This window comes from Telluria sp. PB2R4 (genome assembly GCF_059685695.1).
Map to the genome: position 1 here is coordinate 107048 of NZ_JCASIC010000010.1, position 17417 is coordinate 124464.

14 protein-coding genes are annotated in these 17417 nt (G+C 66.7%); 8 read left to right on the top strand and 6 right to left on the bottom strand.

Translation table 11 applies throughout. From position 1 onward, the window contains the following. Positions 1–31: 31 nt before the first annotated feature. Positions 32–1123: a hypothetical protein gene (locus tag AC56LU_RS16965; RefSeq protein WP_497176789.1), complete on the top strand. Its 1092-nt coding sequence runs from the start codon at positions 32–34 to the stop codon at positions 1121–1123. Between the two features lie 77 nt (positions 1124–1200). Here AC56LU_RS16965 and AC56LU_RS16970 read toward each other — a convergent pair whose 3' ends face one another. Beyond that, positions 1201–1689: a DUF3016 domain-containing protein gene (locus tag AC56LU_RS16970; RefSeq protein ID WP_497176790.1), complete on the bottom strand. Its 489-nt coding sequence runs from the start codon at positions 1687–1689 to the stop codon at positions 1201–1203. Between the two features lie 155 nt (positions 1690–1844). After that, a complete protein-coding gene (locus tag AC56LU_RS16975) occupies positions 1845–2339 on the bottom strand; it encodes a DUF3016 domain-containing protein (protein ID WP_497176791.1) in 495 nt (164 codons plus the stop codon). Between the two features lie 159 nt (positions 2340–2498). On the opposite strand from AC56LU_RS16975, the gene AC56LU_RS16980 reads away from it, so the two are divergent. Continuing rightward, positions 2499–3239, top strand: coding sequence for a DNA-formamidopyrimidine glycosylase family protein (locus AC56LU_RS16980; RefSeq protein ID WP_497176792.1), 741 nt, complete (start codon positions 2499–2501; stop codon positions 3237–3239). A gap of 192 nt (positions 3240–3431) precedes the next feature. After that, complete coding sequence (locus AC56LU_RS16985) at positions 3432–4937, top strand: HD domain-containing phosphohydrolase (RefSeq protein WP_497176793.1); 1506 nt, start codon at positions 3432–3434, stop codon at positions 4935–4937. Positions 4938–5048: 111 nt separating this feature from the next. On the opposite strand, the gene AC56LU_RS16990 is transcribed toward AC56LU_RS16985, so the two are convergent. Then, positions 5049–6989, bottom strand: a complete 1941-nt coding sequence (locus AC56LU_RS16990) for a GAF domain-containing sensor histidine kinase (RefSeq protein ID WP_497176794.1) — start codon at positions 6987–6989, stop codon at positions 5049–5051. A gap of 194 nt (positions 6990–7183) precedes the next feature. Then, a complete protein-coding gene (locus AC56LU_RS16995; RefSeq protein ID WP_497176795.1) occupies positions 7184–7699 on the bottom strand; it encodes a hypothetical protein in 516 nt (171 codons plus the stop codon). A 557-nt stretch (positions 7700–8256) separates the two neighbouring features. Here AC56LU_RS16995 and AC56LU_RS17000 point away from each other — a divergent pair. From AC56LU_RS17000 to AC56LU_RS17020, 5 genes are all read left to right on the top strand, one after another. Then, the gene (locus tag AC56LU_RS17000) at positions 8257–8634 is read left to right on the top strand and encodes a hypothetical protein (protein WP_497176796.1); all 378 of its coding nucleotides are present in this window, start codon (positions 8257–8259) and stop codon (positions 8632–8634) included. Positions 8635–8732: 98 nt separating this feature from the next. Beyond that, positions 8733–11384 (top strand): bifunctional diguanylate cyclase/phosphodiesterase, encoded by a 2652-nt coding sequence (locus tag AC56LU_RS17005; protein ID WP_497176797.1) that lies wholly within the window; start codon positions 8733–8735, stop codon positions 11382–11384. A gap of 101 nt (positions 11385–11485) precedes the next feature. Then, a complete protein-coding gene (locus tag AC56LU_RS17010) occupies positions 11486–12265 on the top strand; it encodes an alpha/beta fold hydrolase (RefSeq protein WP_497176798.1) in 780 nt (259 codons plus the stop codon). Between the two features lie 10 nt (positions 12266–12275). After that, a complete protein-coding gene (locus AC56LU_RS17015) occupies positions 12276–13892 on the top strand; it encodes a GMC family oxidoreductase (RefSeq protein WP_497176799.1) in 1617 nt (538 codons plus the stop codon). Positions 13893–13943: 51 nt separating this feature from the next. Beyond that, positions 13944–15386, top strand: a complete 1443-nt coding sequence (locus AC56LU_RS17020; RefSeq protein ID WP_497176800.1) for an HD domain-containing phosphohydrolase — start codon at positions 13944–13946, stop codon at positions 15384–15386. Here AC56LU_RS17020 and AC56LU_RS17025 read toward each other — a convergent pair. Both AC56LU_RS17025 and AC56LU_RS17030 read right to left on the bottom strand, forming a co-directional pair. Further along, a complete protein-coding gene (locus tag AC56LU_RS17025) occupies positions 15379–15735 on the bottom strand; it encodes an EF-hand domain-containing protein (protein ID WP_497176801.1) in 357 nt (118 codons plus the stop codon). The genes AC56LU_RS17020 and AC56LU_RS17025 overlap by 8 nt on opposite strands. Positions 15736–15740: 5 nt before the next feature. After that, the gene (locus AC56LU_RS17030; RefSeq protein ID WP_497176802.1) at positions 15741–17360 is read right to left on the bottom strand and encodes a S10 family peptidase; all 1620 of its coding nucleotides are present in this window, start codon (positions 17358–17360) and stop codon (positions 15741–15743) included. Positions 17361–17417: the final 57 nt, after the last annotated feature.

Consider the following 17417-nt stretch of genomic DNA (forward strand, 5'->3'; position numbering starts at 1 on the left):
CCACCCCATCCAACCAGAAGAGGAAACAATGATGAACAAGAAGATCCTGATTGCCGCACTGCTGGCCTGCGCCTTTGCCCCGGCCCTGGCCGAGGAAATGGGTTTCGAAGAAGAGCCGCGCGTCGAGCGCCGCATTGTCACCCGCAGCGGCGGCGAGATCCATGCCGGCCACCTTGACGGCATCAACTTCGTCGACGCCATGGGCGGCGGCGCCATCGTGCACATGTCCGGCGCGCGCATGGTCAAGAACGCCCCCTACAGCGCCGAGATGGTGTCGGAACGCACCCAGACCCTGGGTGACGGCAACCAGATCGTGCGCAAGACCAGCTCGATGAGCTACCGCGACAGCGCCGGGCGCACCCGCACCGAAGTGCGCAACGAGAGCGGCGAGGTCGTGACCGTCACGATCCACGACCCGGTGGAAGCTGTGCGCTACGTCCTGCGTCCGCAAGAAAAGACGGCGATCAAGATCAGGACGCCCGACGTCAAGGCCATGCGCGAGCATGCCCGCGCTGCCGCCGCCGATGCACGCGCCGCCGGCAGCCACGCCCGCATCGCCGCCGACCAGGCGCGCATCAAGATCGAAGAGCTGCGCCGCGAGGGCAAGCTGCCGGAGGGCGAGCGCTTCATCATCAAGCAGGTCGAGCGTTCCGGCAATGCCGCAGGCGCGCACAAGGACGTGCAGATTCGCATCGCCCAGATGGCCGGGGCGCTTCCGGCGGCGCGCGTGGCGCCGATGATCGCGGGCGCGCTCGGCGAGCGCAAGTGGGCGGCCAAGGCGGAAACCAAGGACCTCGGCACCCGCGAATTCAGCGGCGTCAAGGCGACCGGCGTCCAGCGCAGCTACGAGATACCGGCCGGCGAGATCGGCAACCGCAACCCGATCGTGGTCAGCACCGAGACCTGGACCTCGCCGGAGCTACAGGCCGTGCTGTACCAGAAGCGCAGCGACCCGCGCAGCGGCGAATTCGTCTTCCGCGCCGAGAGCCTGAAGCGTGAGGAACCGGCCGCCGCCCTGTTCACCGTGCCTTCGGATTACACCGTCAAGGATACGGCGGCGCTGGCCAAGGCCGCGGCCGAGAAGGCGGCGAGTGCACGCGCACAGGCTGACAAGAACGGCTGATTTCCGGCAGTGCAAAGAAAAACCGGCGCCTCGGTTCACCCGGGCGCCGGTTTTTCGTTCATGCACAAGCAGGCGAATCAGGACTTCGTCTGCAGGATGGTCTTCTTGAACCACTCCTCGATCATGCGCTTTTCGTAGCGCAGGCGGTCGCCGTCCGTCATGCGGTTGATGCGGCCCAGGTAATTCATGTCGCTCAGCCTGGCGTTGCCGCTGGTGAGCACCTGGCCGTTGGCGCTGAGGGTGTAGCGCAGCTCCATGATCGGCCAGTCGGCGCCTCCCTGCAGCACGCGCAGGTCGCGTGGGCCGCGCGTGTTCGGGTATTCGCGGCCGGCGAGGTCGATCTCGGTGACGTCCACCGTCAACTCCTGCCCGGCCGGCAGCGACTTGCCCAGCTCGGCGAAGTAAGCCGCCAGGTCGTCCAGCACTTCCTTGCGGTCCCACGGCGCGAATGGCAGGTCCGCGAACTTGTCGGACTCCACATAATTGACGGTCACGCCCGCCGAGGCGGCGCCGGCACCCAGCGCGAGCAGGCCCGCGAAGGCCATCTTGCCAATTATCGTTTTCATCGCTTTTCCTTTCATTCTTCCGGACTGGTTCACTATCCGAATATACGCCTTTTGCGTCACCTTTCGAGTGCGCCATTGTCGAAGTTTTGTATCCAATTGTTAGGGGCGGGACGAAAAAAAACGGCGCCGCAGCGCCGCTTGTCGATCGGCCGGATTCAGCCGGCCTTCCTGGTCAGGATGGTCTTCTTGAACCAGTCGCCCAGCATGCGTTTCTCGTAGCGCAGGATGTCGGTTTCCTGGGAACGCTTCATCATGCGGTTCATGTAGCGCACATCGGAGATTGATGCGGTGCCGCTGTCGATCACCTGGCCGTTGGCGCTCAGGCTGTATTGCAGCTCGATCAGCGGCCAGTCGGTCTTGCCCTCGCGCACGCGCATGTCGCCGCTGGCGCGGTTGCCGGGGTATTCACGGCCGGCCAGGTCGACGTTATAGATGTTGATGGTCAGGTCATGCCCGGCCGGCAGGTCGGCGCCAAGCTTCTTGATATAGTCGGCGATGCCGTTCAGGACTTCCTTGCGCTCCCAGTCGCCGCTCGGCAGGTCCGCGAACTGTTCCATGTTGACGTAGTTGACGGTAACCTCGGCCGAGGCGACGCCGGCGCCCAGCACGAACACGGCTGCCACGGCTGCTTTGCAAAGCATGGACTTCATCTGTCTCTCCCTGTTGTCGTTCAAGATTACCCAGCGTCAAATATAGCGCCTTGAACCGACTTTCGCTCTTCCTTTTTATCGAAAAGTTGTATCCGGACGTTAGATTACGCACGGGGCATATTCCGGACTCGACCGACAATCATGGCGAGGAGGCCGAGCATGCCGGAAGGACCATCGCTTTATATTCTGAAGGAACTGGTCGGGGACTTTACCGGCCAGGAAATCGTCCGTGCCGACGGCAACGTCCGTGCCATCGATCCGGCGCGCCTGGTCGGGCAGCGCATCGAAGCGATCCATACCTGGGGCAAGCACCTGCTGATCGAGACCCCGGCCATGGTGGTGCGCGTGCATTTCTTGCTGTTCGGCACCTACCGCATCAACGAGCGGCGCGAAGGCAAGATGCCGCGCCTGTCGATCGAAACGGCCAAGGGCGACGCGCTCAACCTCTATGCCTGCCAAGTGCGCGAGATCGACCGCGCCACCTACGAGGCCTACGACTTCAGCGCCGACGTCATGTCGGATACCTGGGATCCGAAGAAGGCGCGCAAGAAGCTGCGCGCCCGGCCCGACATGCTGGCCTGTGACGCCCTGCTCGACCAGGACATCTTTTCCGGCGTCGGCAATATCATCAAGAACGAGGTGCTATTCCGGATCCGGGTGCATCCGCTGTCGACCGTCGGCGCCCTGCCTGCCCCCAAGCTGCGGCTTCTCGTCGACGAAGCGCGGCAGTACTCCTTCGACTTCCTGGCCTGGAAGCGCCAGTACGTCCTCAAGCAGCACTGGCTCGCGCATGCCAAGCGCATCTGCCCGCGTTGCAACATTCCCTTCTCCAAGGCCCAACTCGGCCTCAGCAAGCGCCGCAGCTTCTACTGCGAACGCTGCCAGAAGCGCTATCACTGAACCCGTCTATTCATATTGAATTAACGGCTTGTTCACGGAATGATGCTTTGTGACATCAATCCCCAACACTTTTAATGTTGCCTGTTGTTAATGGCTGATGGTCGTACTACAATCGATTTGACTTGCGGCTATGTCCTATGCGTTTTTGCCGCTCCATGTTGCGAATAATCAACCCAAGCGAACGGTAAGCTTATGTCCTTTCTCTCCAACGCGGCGCCAAAGCTGGCTCCATGGAAAGTCCTGCTGGTCGACGACGAGCCGGACATCCATGACATCACCAAGCTGACGCTGTCGCGCTTCCGCCTCGACGGCCGTGCGATCCAGTTCCTGCACGCCTATAGCGGCGAAGAAGCCAAGGAAGTGCTGGCGCGCGAGAAGGACATCGCCCTGGTGTTCCTGGACGTGGTGATGGAACGCGAGGACAGCGGCCTGGAAGTGGCGCGCTGGATGCGCCAGGACCTGGACAACCAGTTCACCCGCATCGTGCTGCGCACCGGCCAGCCGGGCCAGGCGCCGGAAGAACGCGTGATCGTGGACTACGACATCAACGACTACAAGGAAAAGACCGAGCTCGATCGCACCAAGCTGTTCACCACCACTTTCGCCGCCCTGCGCGCCTACCGCGACATCATGAAGGTTGAAGATGCGCGCCGCGCCCAGCAGACCTACCGCGAAGGCCTGGAGCGCGTGATCGCCGCCTCGACCCACATCTTCCAGCAGCGCAACCTGAAGGATTTCGCCAACGGCCTGCTGCAGCAGGTGGTGGCCCTGCTGCGACTGGAGCAGAGCATGCTGCTGCGCCTGAAGGGCGCCAGCGTGATCGCGGGAGAAAGCCAGTACGAGGTGCTGGCGCAAATCGGCGAGATGGAAGGCCACGAGATCGGCCCCGAGCTGGTGGCCCAGTTGGATGACGCGCGCCACAACCGCATCTCGCGCCTGCACGGCGACACCTATGTCGGCTACTTCCCGAACCGCACCGGCAAGGCGTCGCTGCTGGTGCTCAAGGGCGTGGAAGAGATCGCGGAAATCGACGCCCAGCTGCTCGAGGTGTTCTGCTCGGGCGTGGCGGTCGCTTTCGACAACATTTTGCTGAACCAGGAGATCACCGATACCCAGGCGGAGCTGATCCTGCGCCTTGGCGACGTGGTGGAATCGCGCTCCAACGAAGCCGGCAACCACGTGCGCCGCATGGCGCAGGTCTGCCACCTGCTGGCCCAGGCCGCCGGCATGCCGGAGGAAGAGACCGCGACCCTGATGCACGCCGCGCCGATGCACGACGTGGGCAAGATCGCCACGCCGGACGCGGTGCTGCTCAAGCCGGGCAAGCTGACCGAGGAAGAGTGGGAAATCATGAAGCAGCACCCGACGGTGGGCCTGCAGATCCTCGACGGCTCCCAGCGCCCGATCCTGAAGGCGGCGGCCGTGATCGCCCACCAGCACCACGAGAAGTTCGACGGCAGCGGCTACCCGCAGGGCTTGCGCGGCGACGCGATCCACCCCTACGCCCGCATCGTCGCGGTGGCCGACGTGTTCGACGCCCTGAGCCACAAGCGCTGCTACAAGGACGCCTGGCCGGCCGCGAAGGTGACCGAGCACCTGCGCGAGGTGGCGGGACATCACCTGGATCCGTACTACGTGGATCTGCTCATCAAGAATATGGACAAGGCGCTGGAGATCAATGCGCATTGGCCTGACTGATATTCGTAGGGTGGGCGGCTATGCCGCCCACGCGTTCAAATCCAATATGAATCGTTGCGACGCGTATGGTTCACGCGGCGGTTGAACGCGCGGTCGGCGAAGCCGACCACCCTACTTTTTCAGCGAGCGCGGGAAGCGCAGCTGATACCGCAAGCCCTCCCCCGGCGCGCTCTCCGCCTGCACCGTCCCGCCCAGCGCACCCGTCACCAGGTTGTACAGGATGTGCGCCCCCAGCCCACTGCCCCCGGTGCCGCGCTTGGTGGTGAAGAACGGGTCGAACAGCTTGCCCAGCGTTTCCCGGTCCATTCCCACGCCGTCGTCCGCGTACTCGAACAGCACCTGCTCGCCCTCCAGCGCAGCGCGGATCGTGATTTTCCCCGGCTGGTCGCGCTCGAAACCGTGCAGCAGCGAGTTCATGACCATGTTGGTGACGATCTGCGACACCGCGCCCGGCGAGCTGTCCAGCGTCAGGTCCGGCGGGCAGTCCACTTCCACTGCTACCTTCCGTCCCTTGAGCTTGGGCTGCAGCGACAGCAGCACTTCCTGCAGGTAGCCGCACAGCCTGAAGTTGCGGATGTCGCCCGAGGACTGGTCCACCGCCACCTGCTTGAAGCTGCGCACCAGGCTTGCCGCGCGCTGGGTGTTGGTGGTCATGATGCGCAGCGACTGGTCGATGATGTCGAGGAAGGAATTCAGGCTTTCCTCGGTCAGCTCCCCTAGAGCCAGCTCTTCGCGCGTGAGCTTGAGTTCCTGCACCAGGTGGCTGGTGGCGGTGACGCAGATGCCCAGCGGGGTGTTGATCTCGTGCGCCACGCCGGCCACCAGGCCGCCCAGCGACGCCATCTTCTCCTGGCGCACCAGTTCGCCCTGCGCCACCTGCAGCTGGTGCAGCGCCTGGTTCAGCGCCGCGTTCTGCACTTCCAGCGTTTCCTTGGTCTTGCGGATCTTGCGGTCGGCCTGCATGCGCGCCAGCGCCACCGCGACGTGGCTGGCCATGAAGGCCAGCAGGTCCAGTTCGGCCTTGGTGTAGGTGACCGAAGGATCGTAGCTCTGCACCACCAGCACGCCGTAGGGCTGGTCGTGCACCAGCATCGGCGCCCCCATCCAGCTGGCGATGTCGAGGTTCCCGAACGGCTCCGCCACCAGGCCGTTGGCGGCCAGGTGGCGGAAGCTGGTCGCGTCGTGGAGCTGCGCCTGCTTGCTCGCCAGGACATACGAACACATGCCCTTCCCCACCGGGAAGCGCGCGACCGGCGCCACGCCATCCTTCTCGTCGACGAAATAGGGAATGCTGATTTCCTGGGTATCCGGGTGGTGCAGCGCGATCAGGAAGTTCTTCGCCACCATCAGCTCGCCGATGATGTCGTGCAGGCTGGCGGTCAGCGTGGCGGTATCCAGCGCCTGCGCCGACAGGCTGGCGATCTGGTACAGCGCATGCTGCACCTGCTCGGCGCGGCGGCGCTCGGCCACTTCGATCGCCAGCGCCGCGGTGCGTTCGTGCACCGCGCGCTCGAGCCGATCCATGCTCTGCAGGCCCTGCAGGGCATTCGACACGTGGTTGGCGATCTGCGAGAACAGCGCCTGGTCTTCCTCGCTGTAGGTGACGCCCTCGGTGTAGCTCTGGATGACCATGGCGCCCAGCGCCTGCTGGTGGCGGTCGAGCAGCGGCGCACCCATCCAGTGCTCGGCCGCGGAACCGTGCCCCCACTGCATGCCTTCGCGCTCGCGCGCTTCGAAGTCGTCGGCGGTGATCATCAGGCGCCGCTTGTTGACCACCACCCAGGAGGTCGGCGACTGTTCCGGCGCCGCCAGCGGTACTTTCTGGCCGGCCACCGGCACTTCGTCATCGGCTTCGTCGACGAAGTACGGGAACCAGATCAAGCCTTCTTCGCGGTCGCACAGCGCCACGTAGAAGTTGGCTGCATACATGATGCGGCCAATGGCACGGTGCACGGCACCGATGAAGTCGGTGATGTCGCTGCAGGTGGTCGAGAGCTCCCCGATTTCAAGCAACATCGACTGGACCGCTTCCAGCCGTTCGAGACGTTCCATTGATTCCCCAGAGTAATTAATACACAAGGGAAATATTAGCAGCTCGGGGCCGGCGGCCGAAGACCTATTACGTCGGTTGTGGCTTTTCCACCCGGAGCGCCTAACAAAACCCCGAGGGCAAGGCGCATCGTCGAACAGTACGCTAGTACGGCGAGACGATGCAACGCAGCCATCGGGGGATTTGTTGGGCGCTCTTATCCGCGGGGGGCGCGGAAGTTGTTTTCGATCCAGGCATGGGCCGACGCCGGCGTCAGCTTGAAGCCCGCCGACACCCGCACCTTGGCCACCTGCTCACCCATCTCGTCGGTCGCGGCGAGGATGGCGTAGGGATCGTCGTCGTCCGGCACGATGTCGAGCGTGACCTTCAGCTCACCATGTTCGGTGGAGACGGTGGTGTTCTTGTGCAGGATGGCGTGCAGGTGCTGCTCGTGGCGGCGGATGACTTCCGACGCGGTCTTGATCAGGGTGTTGAAGGCGTTGACGTCGAGCGGCTTCGGGTTTTTCTTGTCGCGCCCCATGGTCCAGGGACCGACCAGCGCCGGTTCGCGCTCGCCATCCTTGTACATGGCGACCGCCCAGCCTTCGTCGTCGTCGTTCTTGATCACACGCGCGGTCCAGCCGTTGCCCTGCCACAGGCGGGGCTCCTGGACCAGGGCGTTTTCGTCGTGCTCGTGCTCGTCCTGGTGCTCGTGTTGGGTGTTCTCGTTCATGCTCGTGTTTCCTCTGCTTCAAAGACCAGATGATAGAGGAAACCAAGCCCACCAAGAAGCCCGATTGGCTTAAACCTCAGGCATAGCGCGGGCAGCGCCAATCCGGGCCGCGGGGCGGCCTGACCGGAGGGCGCACCGGGGTCGGGCGCGGGTCGACGGCGGGAGACGGCGCCTCACGGTTGAACGGATTGATGATGATTGGCGGAATCGCGGGTGGCGCCGAAGGCGGGCCTTTGGGACCGCCGCTGGCCAACGCTGGATGCAGAACGGCCAGGTGGTCCTCCATTTTCTGGATGACGGCATGCATGGGATCCCCCTGCTTCAGAACAGACTGCCAGTATAGGAAAGGATATGTTCATTGCAAGGCCAAATCGACCACATTTGTTGCCTGGCACCCGCCCCATTCATCGCCCCCATTCATCGCGTCTGCACGCTATCCGGCGCGCAGAAATTGCAGCCTGTCGCAAACCCATGGCCCGGCCGACAGCGTGCGCTTACAGTTCAATCATGCCGCAGCGAAATGCGCACAACAAACCACCTGCCCAATGAGGACCGCCATGAAAAACTTTGCCAAGATCGCCATCCTGTTCGTGTTTGCCCTGCTGTTGCTGGACCTCGCCTTCGAGGCCGCCGATTTCATGAGCTTCAATATCGACGGCGACGAGATCGACGGACCGCTGGGCGCCCTGATGGCGGTGGTATTCGCAGGCGGCGGCCTGGTCCTGGCCGGTGTGGTGATGCTGGTGGTGGGCCTGGTGCTGGCGGTGGTGTTCGCCGGCGTGGGCGTGATCGTGGTCGGCGCGCTGGGTGTCGCGGCGGTCGCCGTCGCACTGGCGCTCTCGCCACTGCTGCTGCCGCTGCTGGTGCCGGTGGCGATCATCTGGTACCTGGTCAGCCGCAGCCGCAAGGACCCGGTCGCGAAACCGGCGGCCTGAATCCGCTACGCTTTCACCACGACGGCCGGGACTTCCCGGCCGTTTTTCCGTGCGGAACAGGTAGAATCGGCACCAGACCACCCTGGAGCCCCTGCGCCATGCAAGTACCTCCCCTGCCACGTGTGCGTATCATCCGGCCCTACCCGTTGTCACGGCTGGTGATCGTCACGGCCGGGCTGATCGGGGCGCTCGGCCTGATCACCGGCTCGATGCTGTATGCGAGCTACCAGGATGCGCTGCGCGAACGCGAAATCACCCTGCGCAACGTGGCCATCGCCTTCGCCGCCCAGACGGCGGGCGTGGCGCAGGCGATCGAGAGCGCCGCGCAGCAGGCCGCGCGCATGGTGCTGGTGGAAGGCGGTTCTCCCTCCTCGGGCCTGGCCGACGGACTGGATGGCCTGGCCCATCCCTACCTGCTGCGCGTGGTCCTGTTCGACAGCGAGGGGCGCATGGCCGGCAGCGTCCTGCCGGGCGGGCAGGCGCGCGACTTGCCCGCCCTCGCGCCGCCCGGCATGGCCGGGACGCGCCGCATCACGATCAGCGACGTCGACCGCGTCACCGGACGCGGCATTCTCAATTTCATGCAGCCGGTGCTCGACCGCGGCGGCCGGCGCATCGGCAGCGTGGTGGCGCAGGTCGACTCGGTCCGCTTCGAGCGCCTCTACAACCTGGTCGAACTCGGCACCGGCGGCTCGGTCACCCTGCTGCACCGCGACGGCACGATGCTGGTGCGCGGCCCCGGCTTCCCGGCCGGCATCGGCCGCTCCTTCCTGGACACGCCGCTGTTCCGCGAACAGCTGCCGCGCGCCAGCCGCGGCTCCTTTGCGGCAACCAGTCCGCTCACCGGCGCGGCCGGCCTGTACGGCTTCGACCTGGTGGAAGGCTTCGACCTGGTGATCATCACCGGCATGACGCGCGAGGTTGCGCTGGAGGCCTGGTACGGCCGGCTGTGGACCGCCCTGGCCTTCTACCTGCTGCTGGCAGCCGTGCTGTCGCTGCTGGCCTGGCGCGTGGCGCGCGACGCACGCCGCCAGTACAGCCTGATCGACATGGTCTCGAACAGCGAAGCGCGCCTGGCCAAGAGCTTCGACTACCTGGCCTCGATCATGAACGCGGTGGGCGCCCCGATCTGGGTGCTGGACGGCGCGCGCCGCATCGTGCTGGCCAACGACGCCTTTGCGCGCCTGGTGGGCCGGCCGCGCGAGAGCCTGCCGGGCCTGGACGAAAGCGCGGTGCTGGACGGCGCCAGCCCCGAACGCGAGCGCCGGTATGCCGCCGTGCTGGCGCACGGCGGCACCCAGAACGCCACCGGCACCATGCACGACGGCAGCGGCGAGAGCCGCACCGTGATCCAGCTGACCTCGCGCCTGACCGGCGACGATGGCGCCGCCCACCTGGTCAACGTACTCACCGACATCACCGAGCGCGAACGCGCCGAGGCGCGCCTGGCCTGGCTGGCCGAGTTCGACCCCGTCACCGGCTTGCCGAACCAGGCCCAGTTCCGGCGCCTGCTGGAAGCGCGCATGTCGTCGACCGCAGCCGACGAGCGCGGGCTGGCCGTCGTCGCGCTGGTGCTCGAGCGCCTGCACGAGATCGCCGACCTGCTCGGCCACGATGCCGGCGACCGCGCACTGCGCCAGGTGGCGGACCTGCTGCGCGATACCTGCGCCGCGGATGGGGAAGGCGCCGTGGCGGCGCGCATCCGCGGCGCCGAATTCTCCTTCGTGCTCGACGCCGGCGGCGGACGCCAGAGGGTGGAGCGTTTCGCCCTCGCCCTGCACCGGGCGATGTCGGCTCCCTTGCAGCTGGACGGACGCGACTTTTTCCTCAGCCCGGTGCTGGGCGTGGCCCTGTACCCGCAGGATGGCCGCGGCGTGGACGAGCTCTACCGCAGCGCGCAGGGCGCGGCCAGCGGCGCCGGCTTCGAGATGGATGAAGCGGTGCACTTCTTCTCGACCAGCAGGCACATCGAACTCGGCCAGCGCCTAACCGTCGAAGCGCACCTGCGCCGGGCGCTCGAGCGCGGCGAGCTGCGCCTGGTGTACCAGCCCAAGGTGACGGTGGAAGACCAGCGGGTGGTCGGCTTCGAGGCCCTGCTGCGCTGGACCAGCCCGGAACTGGGGGTGGTCTCGCCGGCGGACTTCGTGCCGATCGCCGAACGCACCGGCCTGATCCTCCCGATCGGCGCCTGGGTGCTGGAACAGGCCTGCCTCCAGATGGAACTGTGGGCTGCGCAGTTCGGCCGACCGGTGAAGGTGGCGGTCAACCTGTCGCCGCGCCAGTTCCACCAGAAATCCCTGCTCGACACGATCCGGCGCTGCCTGGCCCAGTACCGGGTGCCGGAAGGATGCCTCGAGCTGGAAATCACCGAAACCGCCCTGATGAGCCGCGAGCAGGAAGTCGACCGGCTCATGCACGAGATCCGCAAGCTGGGCGTGCTCCTGGCGATCGACGATTTCGGCACCGGCTATTCGAGCCTGGCCTACCTGAAGCGCTTCCCGGTGTCGCGCCTGAAGGTGGACCGCGCCTTCGTGCGCGACCTCGGGCGCGACGAGGACAGCGCCGCGATCGCGCGCTCGATCGTCAACCTGGCGCGCGGCCTCAAGCTGCAGGTGGTGGCCGAGGGCGTCGAGACCGAAGCGCAGCTGGCGGTGCTGCGCGAGATGGCGTGCGACGAGTACCAGGGCTTCTTGTTCAGCAAACCGCTGGAGCGGGATGCGGTGGAGGCGCTGCTGGCACGCCAGGCCTGACTCGCCGTCTCGTCGGCCTATCGGTTATTCGACCGATACCGCCTTGACAAGCTCCTCCCTACACTGGATTCACTCATCCACCACACCAGAGGGAGAACACCATGACCACCACCAACACTTCGCTGCGCCTGCTCGCCATCGCCGCCGCCTTCGCGACCCTGGTTCCGCAAGCCGGCGCCGCATCCGTCAATGACGGCGCCAAGCCTTCCGTCGTCATCGTGCACGGCGCCTTCGCGGATGGTTCCGACTGGTCCAGGGTCATCCCGCTGTTGCAGGCCAAGGGGGTCAAGGTCACGGCGGTCCAGAACCCGCTGACCTCGCTGGCCGACGACGTCGCCGCAACCCGCCGCGCCATTGCCGCGCAGCCGGGCAAGGTCGTGCTGGTAGGCCACTCGTGGGGCGGTACCGTGATCACCGAGGCGGGCCAGCACGACAAGGTCGGCGGCCTGGTTTACGTGGCCGCCTTCGCACCCGACGCCGGCAAGTCGACCGCGGAAACCGGCGAAGGCTATCCCGCGGCGCCCGGCAGCAAGCGCTTCGTCGCCGACGCCGAAGGTTTCCTGACACTGCCGGTTGCGGCGATGCGTGAAGACTTCGCCCAGGACGTGCCGGCGGCGCAGGCAGCCGTGATGACCGCGACCCAGGGTCCGATCCAGGCCAAGGCCTTCGCCGACAAGGTCGCCCACGCGGCCTGGGCCACCAAGCCTTCCTGGTTCATCGTCGCCTCGCGCGACCGCATGATCGACCCGGGCCTGCAGCGCGCGATGGCGAAAAAGATCAATGCCAGGACCACCGAGCTGCCGGCCAGCCACGTGCCCCAGCAGTCGCGCCATGCGGAAGTCGCGAAGGTGATCCTCGACGCGGTCGCCGCAACGAAATAGGAAGCCGACAATGAACCCTACTTTACGAACCGAACACGAATTCGCGGAAGCAGTCCGCCGCAACCAGGCCACGCAATACGTCACGCTGAAAAGCCAGTACGACTTCATCGTCTGCGGCGCCGGCTCTTCCGGCTCCGTGGTGGCGGCCAGGCTGGCCGAGCATCCCGGCGTGCACGTCCTGCTGCTGGAGGCAGGCGGCAGCGACGAGGTCGCGAGCGTCATCGAACCGGCCCAGTGGCCGCTCAACCTCGGCACGGAGCGCGACTGGGGCTTCGTTGCGGAGCCGAACGCGCACCTGAACGGACGGTCCATCCCGATGAACATGGGGAAGGTCCTGGGCGGCGGGTCCAGCATCAACGTGATGGTGTGGGCGCGTGGGCATCAGAGCGACTGGAACTACTTTGCCGAGCAAGCCGGCGACGACGCCTGGAACTATGAATCCGTGCTGGAAATCTACCGCCGGATCGAAGACTGGCACGGCCCGGCAGACCCGCAGCGGCGCGGCCAGGGCGGACCGGTCCACGTGGCCCCGGCGCGCGATCCCCAGCCGACCGCGACGCTGATGCTGGACGCTGCCCGCTCGCTCGGCATCCCTACTTTCGACAGCCCGAACGGGGCGATGATGGAAGGCGACGGAGGCGCCGCGCTCAATGACCTGTGCATCCGTGACGGCAAGCGGCAGTCGGTGTTCCGGTCCTACACCTATCCGAGGATGGCGCAGCCGAACCTGACGGTGCTCACCGGCGCGCTGGTATCCAGGCTCACGTTCGAGGGCAACAAGGTGACCGGGGTCGAGGTCATCCTCGACGGACGCCTGCGCCGGTTCGGCTGCACCCGCGAAGTGATCCTGTCCCTGGGCGCCGTGAATACGCCCAAGGTGCTGATGCAGTCCGGTATCGGTCCCGAAAAGGAACTGCAACGCCACGGCATCGCCGTGCGCCAGCACCTGCCGGGCGTCGGCCAGAACCACCAGGACCACGTCTCCTTTGGGTGCATCTGGGAATACGCCGAGCCCCAGCAGGTCGGCAACGGCGGGTCGGAAGCGAAGCTGTACTGGAAGAGCGATCCCGGCCTGGATGCTCCCGACCTGCTGCAATGCCAGGTCGAATTCCCCGTGCCGAGTGCCGAAAACGAGGCGCGCGCAAACGTGCCCCGGCATGGCTGGACCATGTTCGCCGGCCTGGCCCACCCGAAGAGCCGGGGCGAGCTGCTGTTGTCGGGGCCGGCCGCAGGCGACGCCATGATCATCCGCGCCAACACCCTGTCCGATCCGGACGACATGAAGGCCGCCCTGGCAGGCATCGAAGTGAGCCGCGCGCTGGGCAATGCCGGCGCCTTCCGCAGGCTGGTCAAGGGCGAAAGCATGCCCGGCAAGCTTGGCCGCGAAGCGATGCAAGCCTGGCTGCGCAATGCCGCGGTCACCTATTGGCACCAGTCGTGCACCGCCAAGATGGGCCGCGATGCCATGTCGGTGGTGGACGCCGGGCTGCAGGTCTACGGCATCGAGAACCTGCGTGTCGCGGATGCCTCGATCATGCCGCGCATCACGACGGGCAATACGATGGCGCCATGCGTGGTCATCGGGGAGCGGGCGGCGGATCTCATCAAGGCGCGCTACCGCATCTGACACACGGAAGCCGGTATTGCCCTGCACCGGCTTCTGCTCTACAGTTTGACGATGCAACACGATCATACCGTCACCGTCGAAGAAGCCGTGCAGGTGCTGGCCATGGTGGGCGACCTGAGCATGGGCCAGCCTACCGACCAGTCGATGCGCGCCGCCCTGCTGGCCGAGCGCGTCGCGCTGGCCGATGGCGCACCAGCCGAGGCCTGCGCCCATGTGCGCCTGGTGACGCTGCTGCGCTGGTCGGGCTGCACCGCCAACGCGAGCGGTTTCTCGACCTTGCTGGGGGATGATGTCGGCGGCAGGGACGCGATGCTCACCCACACCCTGCCGCCCGGCACCCGCATGACGTTCACCAGCGTGGCGCCGCTCGCCCGCATCCACTGCGAAGTCTCGAGCGCGATCGCCCAGGCGATGGGCTTGCCGGTCGAGGTCGACATCGGGCTGCGGCGCGTGTGGGAGCACTTCGACGGCGGCGGGATGCCGGAGCGCCTGGCCGATCCGCAGATTCCGCGGCTGGTGTACTACACCAACCTGGCGAGCGACCTCGACATCCTGACACGTGCCCATGGCATGGACGAAGCGCTGCGGATGATCACCGCACGTGCCGGCCGCAAGTACCCGGCCGACCTGGTCGGCCTGCTGGCTGCGAACGCCAGGGCCTGGCTGGAAGCGGTCGACACGCCCCATTGTGCGACGGCGCTTCCGGCCCTGGCGCCACGCGTGTCCCTGACCATCGTGGCCGACATGATCGAGCTGAAACTGCCCTGGCTGCTGGGTTACTCGCGCCGCGTGGCGGACCTGGCCGGACGCGCCGCGCTGCTGGCGGGCTTGCAGGCTCCCGAGCAGTGCTGCCTGGGGCGCGCCGCGCTGATCCATGGGATCGGCCGCGCGGCCGTGCCGAATGCGGTCTGGCAGCGTAACGGCAGGCTCGGTACGGCGGACTGGGAGAAGGTGCGCCTGGTGCCATACTGGACGGCGCGTGCCGGCGTCAAGGTTCCTTCCCTGCGCGCCGAGGCGACGCTCGCATCCCACGTCTACGAAAGGCTCGATGGCAGCGGCTACTACCGCGACCTCGACGCCGGATCGCTCGGCACGCCGCAGCGGATCCTGGCCGCGGCGGCCGCGTATGCAGCCCTGCGCATGCCGCGTCCCTGGCGCGGCGCCTGCACGGCGCCGGAAGCTGCGCAACTGCTCGCCGCCGACGCGGCAGCCGGCCGTTTCGACGTCCGCGCCGTGCAGCTCGTGGTGGCCGCTGCGGACGGGGTCGGAACCGCGATCGCCAAACCGGCGCAGCAACACCGGAAACTGTTGTCGGAACGTGAGACCGCAGTGCTGCGCCGGCTCAGCCTGGGAGAAAGCAACAAGGAAGTCGCGCGCGAACTGCAGATCAGCCCGTCGACCGTGCGCACCCATGTCGAGAGCATTTTCCGAAAACTCGCGTGCTCGACCCGCACTGCCGCCACGCTCAAAGGCTTGACGCTCGGGCTTATTTAGGCGCCGGGCGCTCGGCCTTCATCCGCTCCAGATAGGCGCGCAGCTCGTCGAAACTGACCGCGCCGCGGCGCCCGGTGTCGATGGCATCGAAATGCCTGGCCACGAAACCGAAGCGTTTCGCCTCCTCGGCCGTCAGGCTGCCGTTGCTGTCCAGGTCCGCCGCCCGGAATTGCGCCTCGAGCTTGGCCAGCGCCTGCGCGCGCAACGCCGCGCCCGCGGCCGGCGGTGCTTCGGCGGGACGGTTGCGCAATGCCGGCGGCAGCTGGCCGTCGACGCCGATCGGCGCCTGGTCTTGTGCCTGCACGGCAGCGGAACCCGCCATGGCCACAAAAAGGATAAACGGAGTCATGGTCTTCATTGTGCCACCGATACGCTGTTGTAGAAGGCGCGCAGGTCGGCCTTCTGGAGGCGGCGCACGCGGTCGTCGAGGTAGCTCATGTGCCCGCTGTCGTAATTGCGGATCTGGATGCCGGCACCAGGGCCCAGCCGCGCCAGGTCGAGTTCGGTCTGGTAGAACGGTGTCGCCAGGTCGTGGTAGCCGCTCATGGCAAGCACCTTCAGCGCCGGGTTGAGCGTCAGGGCCGCGGCCAGGTCGGGGATCGTGTCCGGCAGCGTCTTGCCGTCATGGCTGAAGTTCCAGACGTTAAGTACGTTGTTGGAGCCCAGGTAGGGCGTGACCGCGGTGTAGCGCAGTTCGGTCTCGAGGTAGGGGCGGATGCTGTTGTTGAAGACGCTGCCGACCACCGCCAGCGAGGGGTCGCCGCCGGCCGCCAGTGCACTGCCGGCCGGCGCCTTCACACGTGCATCGTAGCGCCCGATCACCTGCCCCGGCTGCAGGCGCGCGCGGTAGGCGCCCGGCACCATCGAGAAATCCTGGCGCCAGGTCAGGGCCGGCAGGCCGGTCCAGGCGGCCAGCTGCGCCACGGTGGCGTCGCTCGGCGGCGTGCCCGTGGCGATGAAGGCGCCGACCTCGCTGCGGTAAGGGCCGGCGGCGAACGCGCGCGCCTGCTGCAGTACCGTCGAGAAGTCGGCCGGCAGGCTGCCGTTCTGGTGGTAGCGCGATACCGCCGCATAACTCGGGATGTAGCCTTCGCAGCTGGCCTGGCCGGGATTGAACATGCCGCAGTTGCTGTGGTAGTTCATGGCGGCCGACTGCAGCATGACGCCGGCCACGCGCACCCCGGCGCTCTCCAGCAGGTTGGCCAGCACGGCGGTGCGCGGCGCGCCGTAGGATTCGCCGAACAGGTAGAGCGGCGAGGCCTGGCGGTTGTTGACGGCCAGATAGCGCCGCACGAAGTCGCGGAAGCCCGCCGCATCCTGGTCGACACCCCAGAACTGGGCATTGGTGCGCGGCGCGATCGCCTGCGAATAGCCGGTGCCGATGGCGTCCACGAACACCAGGTCGGAATGGTCGAGCAGGGTCTCCTGGTTGTCGACCAGCTGCACCGGGGTGGCCGGCGGCTCGGTGGACGGGAAGTTGGTGGCCAGCCGGCGCGGCCCGAAGGAACCGAGATGCAGCCAGATCGACGCCGAACCCGGTCCGCCGTTGTAGAAGAAGGTGACCGGCCGCTGCGCCGCCGGCTGGGTGCCGGCCGTATAGGCAACATAGAAGAACGAGGCCGCCGGCTGGCCGGTGAGCAGGTCGGTGGCCGTCAGGTGGCCGGCGGTGGCGGTGTAGGCCAGCGGGCGGCCATCAAACGTGATGCTGGCCTGGACCTTGGCAGCGCCCTCCTGCGCGCTCGCCAGCGACGCCGTGGCCGCGCCCGAGTAGAGGACCGGATCGGCGTAGCTGCCCGGCAGCGCCGCGACCGGGGGCGGCTGCGGTACGGCCACCGGAGGCGGGGCCGCCGCCGGGGAACCGCCGCCGCCACCGCCACCGCAGGCGGCGAGGATGGATGCCAATGAGGCTGCAAGGATGGCGGCGAACAGCGGGCCGGCCTGCTGCCGCCCATGTACGGAGCGTCGAGCGACCATGATCGTCCTCATGGATAACTGTTGGGGTCGCCATTGATTATGCACCGACTGTACAAG